Annotated in this window: 19 protein-coding genes and 1 tRNA gene; 7 read left to right on the top strand and 13 right to left on the bottom strand. The window is 60.6% G+C overall.

The genetic code is table 11. The annotated features are described in order from the left end of the window. Nucleotides 1-4: 4 nt before the first annotated feature. The gene (locus CHEJ32_RS0115505; protein WP_028034611.1) at nt 5-814 is read right to left on the bottom strand and encodes a Ku protein; all 810 of its coding nucleotides are present in this window, start codon (nt 812-814) and stop codon (nt 5-7) included. A 172-nt stretch (nt 815-986) separates the two neighbouring features. Between CHEJ32_RS0115505 and CHEJ32_RS0115515 the strand changes: the two genes are divergently transcribed. Beyond that, nucleotides 987-1,628, top strand: a complete 642-nt coding sequence (locus CHEJ32_RS0115515; RefSeq protein ID WP_028034612.1) for a TerC family protein — start codon at nt 987-989, stop codon at nt 1,626-1,628. A gap of 113 nt (nt 1,629-1,741) precedes the next feature. Beyond that, nucleotides 1,742-1,818: transfer RNA gene (locus tag CHEJ32_RS0115520), tRNA-Pro, on the top strand. 20 nt (nt 1,819-1,838) lie between these two features. Here the strand turns inward: CHEJ32_RS0115520 and CHEJ32_RS0115525 are convergent. From CHEJ32_RS0115525 to CHEJ32_RS0115540, 4 genes are all read right to left on the bottom strand, one after another. Continuing rightward, the gene (locus tag CHEJ32_RS0115525; protein ID WP_028034613.1) at nt 1,839-3,080 is read right to left on the bottom strand and encodes an O-antigen ligase; all 1,242 of its coding nucleotides are present in this window, start codon (nt 3,078-3,080) and stop codon (nt 1,839-1,841) included. Beyond that, nucleotides 3,077-4,609: an undecaprenyl-phosphate glucose phosphotransferase gene (locus CHEJ32_RS0115530; RefSeq protein ID WP_028034614.1), complete on the bottom strand. Its 1,533-nt coding sequence runs from the start codon at nt 4,607-4,609 to the stop codon at nt 3,077-3,079. The genes CHEJ32_RS0115525 and CHEJ32_RS0115530 overlap by 4 nt, the downstream gene beginning before the upstream one ends. Nucleotides 4,610-4,700: 91 nt before the next feature. Then, nucleotides 4,701-5,819 (bottom strand): glycosyltransferase family 4 protein, encoded by a 1,119-nt coding sequence (locus tag CHEJ32_RS0115535; protein ID WP_028034615.1) that lies wholly within the window; start codon nt 5,817-5,819, stop codon nt 4,701-4,703. A gap of 27 nt (nt 5,820-5,846) precedes the next feature. Next, the gene (locus tag CHEJ32_RS0115540) at nt 5,847-6,410 is read right to left on the bottom strand and encodes a polysaccharide biosynthesis/export family protein (RefSeq protein ID WP_028034616.1); all 564 of its coding nucleotides are present in this window, start codon (nt 6,408-6,410) and stop codon (nt 5,847-5,849) included. Between the two features lie 167 nt (nt 6,411-6,577). Here CHEJ32_RS0115540 and CHEJ32_RS0115545 point away from each other — a divergent pair, with 167 nt between their 5' ends. Continuing rightward, on the top strand, nt 6,578-8,737 hold the full coding sequence (locus CHEJ32_RS0115545; RefSeq protein ID WP_028034617.1) for an exopolysaccharide transport family protein: 2,160 nt from the start codon (nt 6,578-6,580) through the stop codon (nt 8,735-8,737). A 28-nt stretch (nt 8,738-8,765) separates the two neighbouring features. Here CHEJ32_RS0115545 and CHEJ32_RS24985 read toward each other — a convergent pair whose 3' ends face one another. Together CHEJ32_RS24985 and CHEJ32_RS0115555 are read right to left on the bottom strand one after the other, a co-directional pair. Then, nucleotides 8,766-9,908, bottom strand: a complete 1,143-nt coding sequence (locus CHEJ32_RS24985) for a GNAT family N-acetyltransferase (RefSeq protein WP_051469702.1) — start codon at nt 9,906-9,908, stop codon at nt 8,766-8,768. A gap of 145 nt (nt 9,909-10,053) precedes the next feature. Next, complete coding sequence (locus CHEJ32_RS0115555; protein WP_028034618.1) at nt 10,054-10,272, bottom strand: DUF2842 domain-containing protein; 219 nt, start codon at nt 10,270-10,272, stop codon at nt 10,054-10,056. 246 nt (nt 10,273-10,518) lie between these two features. On the opposite strand from CHEJ32_RS0115555, the gene CHEJ32_RS0115560 reads away from it, so the two are divergent. Continuing rightward, nucleotides 10,519-11,598, top strand: coding sequence for a COX15/CtaA family protein (locus CHEJ32_RS0115560; RefSeq protein ID WP_028034619.1), 1,080 nt, complete (start codon nt 10,519-10,521; stop codon nt 11,596-11,598). A 22-nt stretch (nt 11,599-11,620) separates the two neighbouring features. Here the strand turns inward: CHEJ32_RS0115560 and CHEJ32_RS0115565 are convergent, their stop codons facing one another. From CHEJ32_RS0115565 to CHEJ32_RS0115590, 6 genes are all read right to left on the bottom strand, one after another. Further along, a complete protein-coding gene (locus CHEJ32_RS0115565) occupies nt 11,621-12,481 on the bottom strand; it encodes an aminoglycoside phosphotransferase family protein (RefSeq protein ID WP_028034620.1) in 861 nt (286 codons plus the stop codon). Then, a complete protein-coding gene (gene argC, locus CHEJ32_RS0115570; protein WP_028034621.1) occupies nt 12,478-13,410 on the bottom strand; it encodes an N-acetyl-gamma-glutamyl-phosphate reductase in 933 nt (310 codons plus the stop codon). Before argC ends, CHEJ32_RS0115565 begins: the two co-directional genes overlap by 4 nt. A 90-nt stretch (nt 13,411-13,500) precedes the next feature. Further along, nucleotides 13,501-14,448 carry an agmatinase gene (speB, locus tag CHEJ32_RS0115575; RefSeq protein WP_028034622.1) on the bottom strand — a complete coding sequence of 316 codons (948 nt, stop codon included), beginning with the start codon at nt 14,446-14,448 and terminating at the stop codon, nt 13,501-13,503. Between the two features lie 110 nt (nt 14,449-14,558). Further along, nucleotides 14,559-15,041 carry a 30S ribosomal protein S9 gene (rpsI, locus tag CHEJ32_RS0115580; RefSeq protein WP_034658594.1) on the bottom strand — a complete coding sequence of 161 codons (483 nt, stop codon included), beginning with the start codon at nt 15,039-15,041 and terminating at the stop codon, nt 14,559-14,561. A 5-nt stretch (nt 15,042-15,046) separates the two neighbouring features. After that, nucleotides 15,047-15,508: a 50S ribosomal protein L13 gene (gene rplM / locus CHEJ32_RS0115585; RefSeq protein ID WP_028034624.1), complete on the bottom strand. Its 462-nt coding sequence runs from the start codon at nt 15,506-15,508 to the stop codon at nt 15,047-15,049. Nucleotides 15,509-15,717: 209 nt separating this feature from the next. Further along, nucleotides 15,718-16,173, bottom strand: coding sequence for a PaaI family thioesterase (locus CHEJ32_RS0115590; protein WP_028034625.1), 456 nt, complete (start codon nt 16,171-16,173; stop codon nt 15,718-15,720). Nucleotides 16,174-16,274: 101 nt separating this feature from the next. On the opposite strand from CHEJ32_RS0115590, the gene CHEJ32_RS0115595 reads away from it, so the two are divergent. From CHEJ32_RS0115595 to CHEJ32_RS0115605, 3 genes are read left to right on the top strand one after another with little or no spacing between them, the layout of a single operon-like run. Then, on the top strand, nt 16,275-17,096 hold the full coding sequence (locus CHEJ32_RS0115595) for an enoyl-CoA hydratase (RefSeq protein ID WP_028034626.1): 822 nt from the start codon (nt 16,275-16,277) through the stop codon (nt 17,094-17,096). After that, nucleotides 17,096-17,539: a VOC family protein gene (locus CHEJ32_RS0115600; protein WP_028034627.1), complete on the top strand. Its 444-nt coding sequence runs from the start codon at nt 17,096-17,098 to the stop codon at nt 17,537-17,539. Before CHEJ32_RS0115595 ends, CHEJ32_RS0115600 begins: the two co-directional genes overlap by 1 nt. Next, nucleotides 17,536-18,057: a CoA-binding protein gene (locus tag CHEJ32_RS0115605; RefSeq protein WP_028034628.1), complete on the top strand. Its 522-nt coding sequence runs from the start codon at nt 17,536-17,538 to the stop codon at nt 18,055-18,057. The genes CHEJ32_RS0115600 and CHEJ32_RS0115605 overlap by 4 nt, the downstream gene beginning before the upstream one ends. The last annotated feature ends 89 nt before the right edge of the window (nt 18,058-18,146 follow it).

An 18,146-nucleotide genomic window follows, 5' to 3' on the forward strand; every position in this document is an offset into this window, starting at 1 on the left:
CTCTTCAGCCGCTCCTCTTCTTTTCCTCGGCAATCGAGCGTTTGAGCGCATCCATAATGCTGACCACATTATTCGCGGGCTCAGGTTCCTCCTCCTTCTTCTTGCGCGGGGCGGTCTTCTTCCTCTTCTTCTGTTTGCTTTCGATGATCTCCTTGAGCCGATCCTGGACGGGATCGCGCACCATGTCGGGATTCCAGGGCTGGGTCAGGTCCTCGATCAGGGTCTCGATGAGGGATACCAGACGCGATTCCACTTTTTTGTCTTCGAGACTGCCGAAAACGTCCTTCGGGTCGCGAACCTCGTCACCGTAACGAAGCGTCCAAAGCACGATGCCTTTGCCGCGCGGCTGAAGAAGAACGGCGCGCTCCCTGCGCGAGAGGACCAGGCGGGAGATGCCGACTGTGTTGGTGGCCGCCATCGCCTCGCGAATCACGGCGAAGGCTTCCTGGGCGACTTCGTCGTCCGGCATCAGGTAATAAGGCTTGTCGAACCAGACCCAGTCTATCGAATCGGCTGGCACGAACTCGTCGATATCGATGGTGCGAGTGCTCTCCAGGCCGACGGCCTCGAGTTCCTCGTCCTCGAAGGTGATATATTTGCCTTCCTCGGTTTCATAGCCACGCACTTCATCTTCGTCGGAGACCGGTTTTCCGGTTTCCGCATCGACATACCGGCTGCGAACCCGGTTTCCTGTTTCACGGTTGATCGTATGGAAGCGGATCTTCTCGCGGTCGCTCGTGGCGGGCGTCAGCGACACGGCGCAGGTGACGAGCGAAAGCTTTAGATAACCCTTCCAGTAAGGACGTGGCGCCATCGATGCCCTCCAAAGGCCCCGTGGGGAAACGCATTGAAGGGAAAATGGTTTCGCCGGGCGCAGAGGAGGAGGGCAGATCGCGGCATTGTTATCTTGATTCTGTCATCGACAAGCCGGACAACGGCAGTTAAGAAACCCTCACTCTGCTTTCAGCTGCAAGCGTGGGGCGCAGATGGATATCTTTACGGGAGCTGGCCTCGCGGCGCTGCTGCAGGTCATCGTGATTGACCTTGTGCTCGCGGGCGACAATGCAGTCGTCATAGGTCTCGCTGCAAACGGACTGGCCCCCTCGCAGAGAACAAAGGCGATCCTGGTCGGAATTCTCGCCGCAACCGTCCTTCGGATCATCTTTGCGACAATCGCCGTTGAGCTCCTACAGATCGTCGGGCTCGTCCTCGTCGGCGGCTTCCTGCTTCTGTGGGTGTGCTGGCGGATGTGGCGGGAACTTCGCTCCTCACACACCCACGTGCCTCAGGCGGAACCTGCCGAAGGAAAGGCAGGCAACCCCGGGGAAGGGGTGCCGCGCAAGACCTTTGCCCAGGCGGCGACTCAGATCGTCGTTGCGGATGTATCTATGTCGCTTGACAATGTTCTCGCTGTGGCCGGTGCTGCGCGCGAGCATCCTTCGGTCCTGATCGTAGGCTTGGCTCTTTCCGTAGCGCTCATGGGACTGGCGGCCTCGCTGATCGCGCGCCTGCTCGATCGTTATCGCTGGATCGCCTATGTGGGGCTTCTGATCATTCTTTATGTGGCTTTGGAGATGATCTATCGCGGTTCGATGGAGGTTTCTGGTCCGCTGGCTTCGGCCTTGTGAGGGAGGCGAAGCTCCGTCCCCGTGGCAGCGGCACACGGGCACCTGCCTTTTGTTGGTCGACCCATTTTAATCCTTGCGTGCGGAGCGTTGACTATATATGGGTTCACGCGGTTCGGAGCGTAGCGCAGCCCGGTAGCGCACTTGACTGGGGGTCAAGGGGTCGTGGGTTCGAATCCCGCCGCTCCGACCATTTTTCCTTCCTTGGCTATCCTAGACTTGGCGCCGTTGTTCCAGCGCCATAATCCCCCAGATTATGCCCAGCAAAAGATAGAAATGCCGCCAATGGTCGGTATCGATCACCCATCCGAGCAGGAGGTGACCGACAAAGACGACGAAGGCGCAAAGGAGATAAGGTTGCCACGGGCGGGCACGGAAGAGGATCCGGAACGCTCCCGCCAGCGTCCAAATCATCAACGTCAGGAAGGCCGCAAAGCCAAGCCACGAATAGTCGAGAAGCGCCTTCAGCCAGATATTGTGCGTGTCGACGCCGTAGACAACGCCGAATTGCAACGGCCCGATGCCGAGCGGGCTTTCCGTCGCCAGCATGAAGCCGATCGCATGGCGGGCGAACCGCCCGAGCCGGTTCGCGTCGTAATCCTGCACGAGCTGCGCACGCTGGGAAAACAGCTCCGCAACCGCCGGAATGTTGAGCGCGATGATGAGTGCAATTGCAGCGATGGCAAAAGCAGCGATGCTCATGCCGAGGATTCTCAATCGAACCGTTCCGCGCTGGTTATGGATGAAAAGCGCCAGCGTGAGCATGGCGGCTGAGACCAGGAACAATCCCCATGCGCCGCGCGAGAAGGATAGGAAGATGCCGAGGGTGATCACCAGGAAGAAGGGTATCGCAAGCAGAGCCGATGTAGACTGGCCGGTCAGGATGCGGTGCAGAAGATAGATGCCGGGAAGTGTGAGAAAGGGCCCGAACACGTTCGGATCCTCAAAGACACCGGCCGCGCGACCATAGCGCGTGAACATCTCCGATCCGGGGAAGGCATTGAAATAGCCCAGAATGCCGACGAAGGCGGTTATCACCGCTGCTGCGAGCCAGGCGCGGAAGATGAGGGGCAACAAGCCAGGCTGCTGCTCTACCACCGAGGCGAAAAAAACGGCGGTGAAGGCCAAGAATAGGGAGACGGCGAGATAGAGCGGTGCATCGCGGAGACCAGGGTCGGGAATCTGGCTCAGAGCGATGAGCCCGCCAAGATTGAAGAGAAGAAGAAGCACCAGAAGCGGCATTACATGGCGGGAGAGCCTCAGGCCGAACAATGCCCACAGGCCGATGAGGCCCGCCATGTAAAGCTCGTAGGGTGCGGGCTCCCGCACGACAAATCCGCAGAGGAACACGCCAAGGGCCACAGCACTGGCGCGGATGATCTCGATCAGCTTGTGATTGACAGCTGCGCGGGAAAGCGTTGCGCCGGCTGCCTCCCTATGATCGAGCGTGCTCAATAGGCGTTTCTCGTGTCAAGCAGCCGAATGGGCGTCAGGAACAGGATCTTCAGATCGAACCAAAGTGACCAGTTCTCTATGTAATAGAGGTCATACTCGATCCGTTTGCGGATCTTTTCCTCCGTATCGAGTTCGCCGCGCCAGCCATTGATCTGTGCCCAACCGGTCACGCCGGGCTTCACGCGGTGCCGGGCGAAATAGCCATCCACCACTTCGTCGAAGAGCCTGTTATGGGCCTCTGCCGCCACCGCATGGGGGCGCGGTCCCACCAGCGACAGGCTGCCGAACAAGGCGTTGAAGAATTGCGGCAGTTCGTCAATCGAGGTCTTGCGTATGAAGCGGCCGACCCGGGTCACGCGTGGATCGCCCTTCGTGACCGGCTTTCGGGCGGTCGGGTCGGTATGCTCCACATACATGGAGCGGAATTTATAGACCTCGATCTCCTCATTGTTGAAGCCATGGCGCTTCTGCTTGAAGAGAACGGGACCCTTGCTGTCGAGCTTGATGGCGATCGCCGTGGCCAGCATGATTGGCGAGAAGACCACAATTCCAATCAGGCTGAAGACGATGTCGAACGCCCTTTTGGCAACGGAATCCCAGTCGTTGATCGGCTTGTCGAAAATGTCGAGCATCGGCACGGCGCCGATATAGGAATAAGCGCGCGGCCGGAAGCGCAGATGGGTCGAATGGGCCGAAAGCCGGATGTCGATGGGCAGCACCCAGAGCTTGCGCAGGAGAGAAAGCACGCGGGCTTCCGCCGTGATCGGGAGGGATACGATCAGCATGTCGATGCGCGCGATGCGTGCGAACTCGATGAGTTCATCGATATTGCCGAGCTTCGGATAACCTGCCACGACGGGAGGAGAGCGGGTCTCATCCCGATCGTCGAAAATGCCGCAAATCCGGATGTCGTTATAGGGCTGCTGCTCGATCGAGCGGATGAGTTGCTCGGCGTTCTTTCCGCCGCCCACGATCACGGCACGCCTTTCCATGCGCCCGTTGCGTGCCCAGCGACGGATGAGCCTTGATGCGACGAAGCGCAGGGCGAGCATGAGCCCGAGCCCGCTTGCGTACCAGACCCCGAGCCAGAACCGGGAAAATTCCTCCGAAATCTTCAGGAAGAACAGCGCCACCGTCAGCAGCGCGAAGGTCGCCGACCAGATGAGAATTATGCGCCCCAGCTGTGAAACGGGATTGCGCAACGCCGGTATCTGGTAGCAGTCGGAAAACTCCATCAGCACGACCGCCACCAGCGAGACGGCGATGATGATCACGGGATAGTGCCAGGAAAGATGGGTGTTGAGCCCCACATGCCCGGCATAGATCTGCAGCCCCGCCAGCAGCAGTATGCCGAATTCAACAATCCGCATGACGCCGCTCACCATGACGGGAGGCATGGTGTCGCGGCGATATTGCTGTGCAACCTGCCGCGCGATCGAACTCAGCACCGGGCGTGGGCGCCTTCGGCGCGGCTCTTCGATCGGCCGGCTGACGTCGGTGAAGCGATGTTTGCGTTCGGCGCTGTTCATGTCCCCCAAGCCCCGGTTCATGCCGCCGTTAGCATCAAGAGGCTAAAAAAAGCCTTGAGAATTCGCCCTGCAGTTGAAGCTTTTTAGCAAATTAAAGCCCAAGCGTCTCGCGATAGACACGATCGATGTGCTCAGCCATGACATCCGCGCCAAAGCGGCCCTTGAGTTCGCGCGAACTAGGCATGAGATCGCGATAAGCAGCTTCGTCCGAAAGCACCGCAACCATCTTCTCCGACAGCGCGGCGACGGACGGCCAGACGAGGGCAGGGGAGTTATCTCCGAAAATCTCGGGGATGCCGCCAACGGCAGTTGCGATCAGAGGCTTTCCGGCCGCAAGTGCCTCCAGAACGATATAAGGCATTGCTTCCGCGCGCGACGGCACGACCATGGTACGACCAAGCGCAAAGGCCTTGCGGGCAGGCATTGCGGGATAAAAGACGATACGCTCTGCAAATCCGAGCGCCTTGGCCTGAGCTATGTATTTTGGCAGATCGTCGCCATCCCCAACCATCACTGCCCTGAGGTGCCGCCCTGTTCTGTTCTCGGTTTCCTTCAGCGCGTTGATAAACAGATCCGGCCCCTTCAGGTCGCGCATCATGCCGATATAGAGAAAGTCCGCCGCACCGGGAGCATCCATGACCGGCGTGAACTCGGCGATCTTAAGCCCGTTATAGACCAGGCTCGACTGCGCGCGGGTTCTGCCGATCTTCCATTCATAAGCCCGCTGTTCGTAAAGGGAGACGAAGAAGAGGTGGTCGGTGACGCGCCCCATCAGCCGCTCCAGGCCGAAGAAGAAGCGGCCCGCGGGGCTCTTTGCATCATAGTGCAGGCTGCCGCCATGGGGAGAATAGATGCGGGCGACCTTCCGCCCCGAAGCCCTGAGTGCTGTACCGAAGAGACGGGCATAAGCGCCGCCTTTCGCCCCATGGCCATGCAGGACGTCCGGCTTCAATTGCCGGATGATTTTCAGGGTTCGAAGGGCAGCCGCTATGTCGCCCGGGCCAAGATGCCTCTGCATGGGAGTTCGGAAGACCCCGAGCGGCAGTTTCGCCGAAATCTCCGCGAAGAACCGGTCTTCATAGGCCCCGCCGGTTGTGGAATCGCAGACGATCCCGACCTCATGCCCGGTGGCGACCTGAGCCTCGCTGAGATCTCTCACGTGCCGGAAAATACCGCCAACCGGCGAACGAAAGCAGTGGACGATGCGCAAGAGCTTAAGTCGTGGCTGGAGTGAAGGTCAGAACAGCCGCTCTCTGATATAGACGGTATCGCCGGGAAGCAACGGGTCCGAGATGAGCACCGTGCCGGTCATCACACGGCCGTTGATTTCACGGGTGATGTCGACCGTGCCTTGGTAAGCCCGAGGGGAGAATCCGCCGGCGGCCGCGATCGCTTTCTGCACCGTCATGCCCGGCACGTAGGAATACTGGCCCGGTGCACCGACTTCGCCCATGATGAAGATCGGGCGGTAGCGATCGATCTCTACCGTCACGTCGGGGTCCCGGAGAAAGCCGGCACGCAGCTTATCGGCAATTGCCTGCTGCACCTGGATCACCGTGCGCCCGCGCGCCGGAACGGAGCCGACCAGCGGAAACGAAATGTAGCCCGCCTGATCGACGCTGTAGGTATTGGAGAGGTTGTCCTGATCGAAGACCGTGACGCGCACGCGGTCCCCGGCATCGAGGATATAGGGCTGATAGAGCGCCTTATGGAAGGCGGGGGGCGCCGGCCGGTAGCCGGTACAGGCTGCCAACAGTCCAGCGGCGAGCAGCATCGTCAGGAGTGGAATGCGATTTTCCATGGGCAATGGCCAAATTCGAGCAACGCTCGCTCAATACCGAGCTTCCATACTTCCTCCTTATCCGATCATTAGGGTTAATGGCGGGTTAAGCGAATACTACTCCCGGCTTAACCTTGCGGTTACCATGTGCATTTACCATTAGCACGTTGCGGCTCGGAGTTTCGCATATGAAGAGGGGTGAGGTAATGGCCGACGACGTCGATGTCGATCTGCAACGGCTGTTCTCAAGTCTGCGCCGCGATTGGCCACGCATTCTTATCGTCGCACTGATCGTTGCAGCCGTGGCTTTTCTCCTGCTTTCGCTTGCCACACCGCTCTATCGCGCCGAAACGCGCGTGCTGATCGAATCGCGCGAGTCCGTTTACACCCGGCCGCAAGGCGCCGGTGCCGATGAGCGTGCGATCCTCGATCAACAGGGCGTGGCGAGCCAGGTGCAGGTCATCACCTCGACCGATATTCTGACGGAGGTCGCGCGCGAGCTTGATCTTGCAAGCCATAGCGAATTCGCTGGCACGCAACCCTCGCTCCTTGACCGTTTGCTGATGTCGGTGGGCATCAAGAGCGGGGCCGAGACACCGCCAGAGCAGCGGCTGCTATCGAAATTCCGCGAGAACCTGACCGTGTATCAGGTCGAAAATTCCCGCGTCATCGTCATCGAATACTCCTCTTCCGATCCCGATCTGGCGGCCCGCGTGCCGAACGCGGTCGCAGACGCCTATGTGGCAAGCCTGAAGGCTGCCGAATCCCAATCGAACGCTGCCGCCACGCGCTGGCTGGAGCCGGAGATCGCGGATCTGCGCGAGAAGGTGAAAGAGGCTGAAGCAAAGGTGGCGGATTTCCGCGCCAAATCCGATCTTTTGATTGGGCAGAACAATACCGTTCTCGCCACACAGCAACTGGCCGAACTCTCCAGCGAGCTTTCGCGCGTGCGGGCCGATCGCTCGGCAACGGAAGCGAGGGCTGAGGGCGTCCGCGTGGCGATCGAGCGCGGCGCTTCACTGGACACAGTCCCGGAGGTTCTCGCTTCGCCGTTGATCCAGCGGCTCCGCGAAAGGGAAATCGACCTGCGCGCGCAGATCGCCGACCTCTCCACCACGCTATTGGGAAATCATCCGCGCATCCGCGCCCTGCAATCGCAGCTGGCCGATCTGGATGCCCAGATTCGAGCAGAGGCGCGCAAGGTCCTGGACGGGCTGGAGGCGGAGGCGGAGACCGCACGCCGCCGCGAGACGGAACTGACATCCGAGCTGAACAGGCTGAAGGCCGAATCCGCTCGTGCCGGAGAACAGCAGGTCGAGCTCCGCGCCTTGGAGCGGGAGGCTACGGCTCAACGTGAACTTCTGGAATCCTATCTGACACGTTACCGTGAGGCCGCAGCCCGTGGCGAGCGGGATTATCTGCCCGTCGATGCACGAGTGTTTTCGCGCGCCATCGCTCCGCAGGAGCCTTACTTCCCGAAGATCCTCCCGCTTACCTTCGCTGCTTTCGCCGCGGGACTTTTGGCGATGGTGATCTTCACCCTTCTACGGGAGCTGTTTAGTGGCCGTGCCATGCGTCCTGCCACATCCTTTGTCGAAGCTGACAGCGGTACGGTGACCGTGCCCGACCCGGCTCCGGCCGCTCGGGCGGCCGCAGCACCGCCCGCTGCCGAGGTGCCGACCGCTTCCCCCGTCGTGGTTTCGCCGCCGCGGGCGGAGATGGCTCCTACGGCCTCCAAAAAGCTGACCAAGCTTGGCGAACTCGATATAGAGGGAGCGGCGGAAGCCCTCATTTCCAAAGGTGTTTCCCGTGCCATCTTCGTGTCGCCCGAAGGTGATGATGCCGCGGCCACGGCTGTGCTGGTGGCGCGTGAGGTGGCCGATGCAGGCCTGCGTGTGATCCTGCTGGACCTCACGGTTTCAGGAGCCGCGACCACACCCATGCTCGAAAGCGGCTCTTATCCGGGCATTACGAATCTCTTGTCCTCCGAGGCGCAATTCGCCGAAGTCATACACAGCGACCTATATTCGAATTGCCAGGTTATCCCGATTGGAACGGCTGACCCGGAAAAAGCTATGCGGGCGTTTGACCGGTTGCCCATCATCATGAACTCGCTTTCCATCGCATATGACGTCGTGGTGGTGGAATGCGGGCCGGCGGAAGCCGGCGTGGTCCAGACGCTTATGGATGAGGATGCGCAGGTGCTCGTGAGCTTCCTCGATCCCGAGGAAAAAAGCGTCGTAGAGGCTGCCAAGGAGATCAAGGATCAAGGTCTCGGAAGGCCGATCCTTGTCACCCCCGTTGGCTACTTGCCGCCCGCGGCCCCACCGGATCGGGATGCCGCCTAGGGCACAAAGATCTCGATCCGAAAGCCTTTCAGCTTTTCGCCGCCAGGCGGCGCGCACGCCGGGCGAGCCGGGCGATGGCCGGATTCTGTTTGATCATGCGCTTGATCCCGGCGAGGGCGGAACTGGTATGGGCGGCAAGCCGTCCCACCCGTGTCAGGCCGATAAAGACGTCGGCATGTTTTGTTTCGACGTCGCACCACAGGCGCTTGTAGGGGTCGTCTCCTACACCAAAATCATAAAAAGCCAGGCCTTCCGAGGCTGTTTCCGCGATGTTCTCGTAAAACAGGAACTCCCCGGGGCTTGCATGGGCGAGTTCGTCATCTGCGAAGGTGCTGAACTCGCAGATGATGCTGTCCTGCGTCCTGCTTGAGCCAGTGATGGCGCGGATCTTCCCGCCTGCCTCCAGCGCGTGAAGGAAGAAGGGCGGCTCAGCCTCGTCGAGGGCGGTGAGGAAGAGCCGGCGGAAACTCGCACGAACGCAAGCTGGCGCAAAAATATCCTGGACGCCCATGCGGTTCAGGCGCTTGCTCTTCAACGAGAAAAACAGGTCGAGGAGTTCCTCGACCTCGCTCGGGGTCGTCGCGATGAACCGACGGTAGCCGCCCGCAGCCTCCAGCCTCTTGAGTTGGATGCGACGCCTTCTGCGGCGCCGCTTGCCGCTGCCGTCGCGGAGGAGTTTTTCGAATCCCATCGAAAGGTCGACGGCTAGCGATAGGTTGGGGCTCGTTTGATATGGAAGGGTGAGCAGGGGGTTAGGATATTGCTGAATGCGATCCCGCTGTCGCTCAAGGGCCAGAATGTCGATATCCGGCCGCTCGGCCCGGATGGCCGAGAGCAGGGCAGGGAGCGCAGCCGCCCAATGTGCCTTCTCCGCCATGCCGTCAGGATGGAGCGCAGGGAAATTGCCATTCGCATGCCGCCCTCCGGCGAAGCGCGCAAATGTAAGCGGGCCCATTTCTACTGCTTCCAAGGCAAGCGCCAGGGCCGGCACTCCATCGCAGGAGAGAAGGGCGATGAGGCCATCGGCGCCCCTGTCCTCCAGCCATGCCCTTATCCAGAGTGGGCTTTGCGGAGGGGCATAGATCGCACCGCGACAAAAGCACTGGTAGGCTTCCAGCGCCTGCCGGTCCGCAGGCAGAACGCGGATGGAATAAGCAGCCGAGCCAGCCAAGGCAGGCTCTCCAGGTACATCTTTTCCCTCTCGGCGTTCGGCTCGCGCCATTCTCCCACCCCGAAAATCCGGTCGCTTAGCCAGTCTGTCAGCAAATGACCAGCAAATGATGAACAGGGAAGTCGAGGGGCAGCGCCGGAAAGCGCTAATTGCCAGCACGTTTCGGCTTACCTTCCATCCATTTCACCAGAAGCATTGCCGGCAGGACCCAGAGCAGCCCAGTGACAAGATAGAAAGCAAGGTGAACGAGCGCGCTTTTGTCGGCAAGCTGTGCCACAGCGAAAGCTGTCGAGACGATCGCATAGACGATGACCAGCAGGACGAGCAGAAACGTGCCGATCAGTTTTTTCAGCCTTATTGGCATAGCAGTACCTTTTAGCCCGTCCATAAAACAATCGGGTGCTCTTCGACAGCCCCATATTGCTCGCTTTTACCGAGGGCGACCGCATGTCGCGCGTAGAAAACTTGCAAGCAGGACGGGTTTGGTCCACCTACCGCATCGGCGCGAAAACCGGAAATGGTTTTCAGAAAGCACGAGTGCGAGACACAATGAGCTACGGCGTCCTTCGTGCGTGTTGAAGGATGGCAGCAGAACCGCTTGGACATGCAGATGGTTGCCGCGACTGAGTATCAGGTTTCCCCAACCCCGACCGAAAGTGCAAGCCGCAATCGGCTATGGGTGCGCGTCTGGCTCTATTTCGTCCTTGTGGTTCTTTTTGCGCTTGTGCTCGTAGGCGGCGCAACCAGGCTTACCGACTCCGGGCTTTCCATCACTGAATGGAAGCCGATCCACGGCGTCATCCCGCCGCTCAACGATGCGGAATGGGCGGAGGAATTCGCGAAGTATCAGCAAATTCCCCAATACCAGCACATCAACGAGGGGATGAGCCTGGAGGAGTTCAAGTATATCTTCTGGTGGGAGTGGGCGCATCGGATCCTTGCCCGCGGGGTAGGCTTCGTCTTCGCCTTGCCGCTTCTCTTCTTCTGGGTCACGGGCCGTCTGGAGCGTCAGCTGAAGCCGAAGCTTCTGGGCATCCTGGCCCTTGGGGGCCTTCAGGGCGCGGTTGGTTGGTGGATGGTCGCTTCCGGCCTGTCGGAGCGCGTGGATGTGAGCCAGTACCGGCTTGCCACGCATCTCACCATCGCCTGCCTCATCTTTGCCGCCACCACGGCGGTGGCAAGAGGCCTTGCACCGCACACCGGCGGTCCGGCTCTCGACTCGACGCGCCGCTTTGCGGGCTGGCTGGTGGTTGCCGTGCTCGTCCAGATCTATCTTGGAGGTCTGGTTGCCGGCCTGAATGCCGGCATGGCCTATAATACCTGGCCGCTCATGGACGGTGCGCTCGTGCCCTCGGGCCTGTTCACCCATGCGCCGGCCTGGATCAATCTCTTCGAAAACCCGAAAACCGTGCAATTCGCGCATCGGCTGGGCGCTTATATCGTCCTGCTTCTGACGTTGTGGCATGCGATCGCGACCTTACGCGCCGAGCCGGCTACAACCCATGCGCGCCGCGCCATCTTCCTCTTCCTGCTCGTCGCCATGCAGGCGGTGGTGGGCATAGCTACGCTTCTCATGGTGGTCCCGCTGGACATGGCACTCTTCCATCAGGGCGTGGCCCTGGTCGTGCTCGGCTTCGCCACGGCCCACTGGCGCGCGGCAAGAGGTCCTTACCCAGTGGAAAGCGTCTAGCTCGGGACAAACGGGGGGCGGATCAAGACTCCTGCTGGAGCACTGCCTGCGCCGCCCGGGCGACCGCCAGGCTTCTCTCCGCCTCGTCCAGATTTCCATCCTCCACATGCCATGAGGCCGAGAGGCAGGCGTGGGCGAAGGCATATTCGAGGATCCCGCACCGGTCCCATCCGAGCCTGCTTTCAAGCAGCCGCGCCAGGGAAGAGGCACGCGCCGGGCTCGCTCGAAGGTCCATTCGGTCGAGAGGATTGTAGAACAGGTTCGCTGTATCGAAGAGCGGATCGCCGATCACCCCCTTCAGATCGATCACCAGCCAGCCGCGCACATTCCGGATAAGATTTTCGTGATGCAGGTCGGCATGGAGCGGCCTGATATTGCGCTGGTTTGCCAGAAGCCGCTCGGCGGTTTCCGCCGCGTGCATGAAAATGCTTTGAATGCCGCTTTTCCGGTCGCTCGTCGCTTTTTCGAACAGGCTCTTGAAGCGCTGGCGCAGAGGCTGCAGGCCTTCTGGTGCCGGACGGGGAACATCGCCGTGGAACCGCAGGATGGCCTCGGCCGCGATTTCGCTTGCGGCATCGTCGCCATGGATATTCAGATGATCGAGGAGCGTGTACTCGCCTGCATGCTCCATGAGAACGCGATGACCATCCCGGCCTAGAACCCGGACCGCGGCGTCACCGTCGCGCCATTCGAGCGTTTCTATGCCGGGGAACTCGTCCTCGATCCCCGCCGGCTTGAAATCTTTGACGATGGCAAGCCCGTGGCTGCCTTGCGTCACCTCCCACACATGGCTGGTCGGTGTGTCGGCGAGCAATCGTGCTGAGCGGATATCCCAGGATTCTGGAAATACTGGCGGAGCGACCGTCCGTCTCTCTTCAATCATCGCATCCCGGAAAGCATCAGATCGAGGTTCTGTACAGCCGCCCCCGAGGCACCTTTGCCGAGATTGTCATAGACGGCGAGGAGAACCGCCTGCGCCCTCGCATCATTGGCAAAGACATAGAGCCGCATCGTGTTGGTGTTGTTGTAGCGCTCGGGTTCGATCTCCGGCGAGCGCTCGATCGTCTGCAGCGGCGCAACTTCGATGACACTGTTTTCGATGCCGGCGAAGTGATCCGCGATCGCAGCATGCAATTCTTTGCCCTTCGGCACGCGAGGGAGATGGCCAAGCTGGAGCGGCACCGTCGTGATCATGCCCTGCGCGAAGTTACCGACCACCGGTTGCATCAGGGGATCGCGCGAAAGTTTCGCATACGCGCGCAGTTCCGGCAGGTGCTTGTGATTGAGCGTGAGCCCGTAGGGCAGGTATTCCGGCGCATCCTCGCCCTTGGCCTCATAATCCTCGATCATCGAGCGGCCGCCGCCGGAATAGCCGGAGATGCCATTGATGGTGACTGGGAAATCGGCCGGCACAAGCCCGGCCGAAACGAGGGGGCGAAGAAGGGCAATCGGCCCCTGGGGCCAACAGCCGGGATTGGCGACACGCTTTGCCTGCGCGATTGCCCGTGCCTGCTCACGGTCCATTTCGGGAAAGCCATAGGCCCAGCCTTCCGCGACACGATAGGCCGTGGAAGCGTCGATTACGCGGGTAGTATTGTTCTCGATGAGCGAGACGCTTTCGCGTGCCGCATCGTCCGGCAGGCAGAGAATGGCAATATCGGCCGCGTTCAGGAACTCCGCCCGTGCGGCCGGATCTTTGCGCCGCTCCACTGGAATCGAGAGCAATTCAATATCAGGACGTTCCGCAAGGCGCGCGCGGATCTGAAGCCCGGTGGTGCCGTGTTCGCCGTCGATGAAGATCTTTGCCGTCATGTGTCGCGCCCTGATAAAAGAGTCAGCTTTCAAGTGGTTAGGAAAGGTTCCGGAATCAATCCGGAAGCTTATTGAATCATTGGATGAGGATTATGGCCGTCGCTTCTCCGCCAGAAGCCCCAGATAGTGCATGGCGATGGAAGCGCCAGCAATGGCTGTGACGTCGGCATGATCGTAGGGGGGCGACACCTCCACGACATCCGCGCCGACGATGTTGAGCCCGCCGAGCTGCCGAAGGATGGAAAGCATTTTTGCCGTCGATGGGCCGCCTGCCACAGGCGTGCCGGTGCCCGGCGCGAAAGCCGGGTCCAGGCAGTCGATATCGAAGGTGATATAGACCGGCGCGTCGCCTACGCGCTCTGCGATCATACGGGCCACCTCCGCCGCCCTAATCTCCTCCAAATCGTAACCGTGGACGATCTTGAGACCGCAATCCTCCGGCGCATGGGTGCGGATGCCGACCTGAATGGAACGTGCGGGATCGACTACGCCGTCGCGCACTGCCCGCGCAACGAAGGAGCCGTGGTCGATACGCTTGCCGTCATCCTGCCACGTGTCCTGATGCGCGTCGAACTGGACCAGGGCGAGGGGGCCATGTTTGGCCGCGTGCGCGCGCAGCAATGGCCAGGTGACGAAATGATCACCCCCAAGCGTGACGAGGAAGGCCCCTGACTGGAGGATTTTCGAGGCTTCTCGCTCGATCATGGCCGGCGTCTTGTCGTGCCTGCCATAGTCGAGCAGGCAGTCGCCATAGTCCACCACCGCCAGGGTATCGAAGATGTCGAGGTGAAAGGGATACTGCGGATCATTGTCGAAGATCACGGAGGCGCGGCGGATCGCCTGCGGCCCGAAGCGCGCGCCGGGACGGTTCGATACCGCCGCGTCGAAAGGAATGCCCCATACCACCGCATCCGCCCTCTTCACGTTCTTGGTGAATTTCCGGCGCATGAAGGAAAGGGCGCCCGCATAGGTGGGGTCGCTGGCTGCGCCTGTGATCTGCCGCGCGGTGAAAGCGTGGTCGATGGTTTTGGATGGCATGGCGCTGTCTTCCTCCAAAAAGGCCGCATATCGCTATGGGCGATAATATTCAGGCGCAACAAAAAAGCGGGCCAGAAGGCCCGCTTTTCCCCGTCCCGTATCGGAAGCGCTTAGCGCTTGGAGAACTGGAAGGAGCGGCGGGCCTTCGCGCGGCCGTACTTCTTGCGCTCCACCACGCGAGCGTCGCGGGTGAGGAAGCCGCCCTTCTTGAGCACAGCGCGAAGCTCCGGCTCGTAGAAGGTGAGCGCGCGGGAGATGCCGTGGCGCACGGCACCGGCCTGGCCCGAGAGGCCGCCGCCGGTGACGGTGGCGATGATATCGTACTGGCCGCTGCGGTTCGTCGCTTCGATGGGCTGCTGCAGGATCATCTGCAGAACCGGCCGGGCGAAATACTGGGTGAACTCCTTGTCGTTCACCGTGATCTTGCCGGAACCAGGCTTCACCCAAACGCGGGCGATGGCGTTCTTGCGCTTGCCGGTGGCGTAGGCGCGGCCGTGAGCATCGAGCTTCTGCACATGGACCGGAGCGGCGGGCTGCTGCGTTGCTTCGCGCGTCGCCGCACCCAGCTCCTGGAGGGAATTGATTTCAGCCATTGGGGCTAGCCTCTCGCATTCTTCTTGTTCAGGGCCGCGACATCCAGCTTCTCAGGATTCTGTGCGTCGTGGGGATGTTCGCTGCCTGCATAGACACGCAGGTTCTTCATCTGGCGGCGTCCGAGCGGCCCGCGCGGGATCATGCGCTCCACAGCCTTCTCTACCACACGCTCGGGGAAACGGCCCTCGAGGATCTGGCGCGCCGTGCGCTCCTTGATGCCGCCTGCATAGCCCGTATGCCAGTAGTAGGTCTTGTCCTGGTACTTCTTGCCGGTGAAGACCACCTTGTCGGCATTAACGACGATGACATTGTCGCCATCATCCACGTGGGGCGTATAGGTGGGCTTGTGCTTGCCGCGCAGGCGGGTTGCGACGATGGTGGCGAGACGGCCGACGACCAGACCTTCGGCGTCGATCAGCACCCACTTCTTCGTCACTTCCGCAGGCTTCTGCGAGAAGGTTTTCATGATTCTTTCCGCTTCTGTTGGACCTTGCCCCGAAGGCAAGGCTTTTCTTGTTGCTTGCCGATGGCCCGAAGACCCTCGCGCCGGGCTGAATGCCACGGTCGCGCGCTTATACGGGCGATGCCCTCCGAAGTCAAGCGAAGCGAAACATGCTTCGTGCAAAAATATAAATTAAAATCAATATGTTGGCAAATAGGTAATATGATACCGCATCACTTTCGGTGCGGCGGTAGGGAATAAGTCCCTGTTGCGTGGGCGATCAACTCCCCCGACAGCCCGCCGGTGATGGCGACGTCGAAGACCATCAGGTTCTTCCCAAGCTTCAGGATGCGGCAGAGACCATCCACCGCGCCCGCTTCCGCCTTGCGCATGAAATTGATGTTCAAGTTGGTGGTGACCGCGAATGCCTCGGGCCCGATATGGGAGAGGGCGCAGACATAACCGCCGATGTCGGCGAGCGTGAAGAGCGAGGGTCCGGATACCGTATTTCCCGGCCTGAGGTGGCGTTCCGCCGCGTCGAGCCGCACCGTGCAGCCGCCCGGCCGTATTTCGACGGCGTGGTAGGCCCGCAGCCCCTCGTTCAATTGCGGGTATGCGTCGTCCAGAAATGCGTTGACCTCGTCCACGGTCATAACCGGCCGCAATTCGGCGGGATCGGCAATGGTCATTCGGGCCTCCGTTCCGCGAGGGAAGTGGGGCGACGATGGCTTTTTCTCGGCTGATCTTCAAGCAGCCCTATGTTAGGACAGTGTCGAAGAGGAGAAGAGCCATGGGTGATGTGATCGCGCCTGCCCGGGGCGAAGCGGGAGCGCTGGTGGCAAGCAGCCTCGAACACGGCGTGCTTACCTTGACCCTCAGGAACCCACCCGCCAATGCGCTCTCCCTCGCGACGATGGAAGCGCTCAAGGCAACGCTTGAGGACGCTCGCGAGGACAAGGCCGTCCGCGTTGTCGTGCTGACGCATGAGGGCAAGGTTTTCTCCGCCGGACACGATCTCAAGGAGATGACTGCGCACCGTGGCGATTCTGACCGCGGCAGGGCGTTCTTCGCCCGTACCATGGCGATCTGCGCGGATCTGATGCAGGCCATCGTCCGCCATCCGAAGCCCGTCATCGCCGTGGTGGACGGCGTCGCGACTGCGGCCGGCTGCCAGCTCGTCGCTTCCTGCGACCTCGCCTTGGCAACGACCAGGGCGCGTTTCGCAACGCCGGGCGTGAATATCGGACTGTTCTGCTCTACACCTATGGTGGCGCTTTCCCGCAATATCTCCCGAAAGCATGCGATGGAAATGCTGCTTACCGGCGAAATGATTGACGCCGAGACCGCGTTCGCCTTCGGGCTCGTCAATCGCGTTGTGGCGCCTGAAGAATTGAATCAAACCGTTAGGCAATTATCAGAAACCATTGCATCGAAATCATCTTTGACGCTCAAGATCGGCAAGGAAGCTTTCTATGCTCAAGCCGAAATGGGACTGGCAGAAGCCTATGAATACACCCAGCGGGTCATGGTGGAGAACATGATGGCGCGCGACGCAGAAGAGGGGATCGGCGCTTTCATCGAAAAGCGGCCGCCGGAATGGAGGGGCGAATGATGGAGCCTCGGATTTCCATCGTCACGCTCGGTGTCGATGATCTGGAGCGCGCCGCCAGCTTCTATGAAGACATGGGGCTTGAGCGGAACAAGAAGTTCACCAAAGGGGTCGCCTTTTTCCAGATGGGAGGGATGATCCTGGCCCTGTGGCCGCGTGAGGAGCTTGCGGCCGACATTCCCGATGACCATCTTCGGGAAGCAGCTCGAAAGCGCCCCGAATTTTCAGGGGTTGCGCTCGCCTATAATACGCGTTCCAAGGCCGAGGTCGGTCTTATCCTGGAGCGTGCCGAAAAGGCCGGCGGGCGCGTGCTGAAGCCTGCTCAGCGCGCGTTCTGGGGCGGCATACAGGGCTATTTCGCGGATACGGAAGGCAATCTTTGGGAAGTGGCCCACAATCCCGATTTTCCGATCGATGCAGAAGGGCATATCACGCTTCCGGAATGAACCACGATTCCTACGAAAATTCCTATATCGCCGACATTCTCAACAGCGTCAGGAGCGTTGCCATCGTCGGCGCGTCGGCAAACGACGTGCGGCCGAGCTTTTTCGTGACAAAGTATTTGCTCGACAAGGGCTACAAGGTCTTCCCCATCAACCCGGGTCAGGCGGGCAAGCAGATCGCGGGGGCGATGACCTATGCCTCGCTGGCTGACCTGCCGGAGCCGGTCGACATGGTCGATATTTTCCGTGCTTCGAGCGCGGTTCCCGGCGTCACGGACCAGATCCTCGCCATGGATCCCCTGCCGAAAGTCGTCTGGATGCAGCTGACTGTCCGCGACGATACCTCAGCCGCCCGGCTGGAGGAAAAGGGCATCAAGGTCGTCATGAATCGTTGCCCTAAGATCGAATATGGGCGGCTCTCGCGCGAGATCGCATGGAACGGAGTGAACAGCCGTGTGATTTCCTCCAAAAAGCCCGTGCTGCGGCAGGGATTTCAGAGCTTCGGCATCCGCGAGCGTTAAATTTCTCTTTCCTGCCGTTCAACAGGCAAATCTTCTTTGCCTTGCGCGAGCGCCTCTGTATTGATGGCGCGGATTTGGTTGCCGTACGG

It is taken from the genome of Chelativorans sp. J32 (genome assembly GCF_000518985.1).
In the GTDB taxonomy this organism is placed as follows: Bacteria; Pseudomonadota; Alphaproteobacteria; order Rhizobiales; family Rhizobiaceae; genus Chelativorans.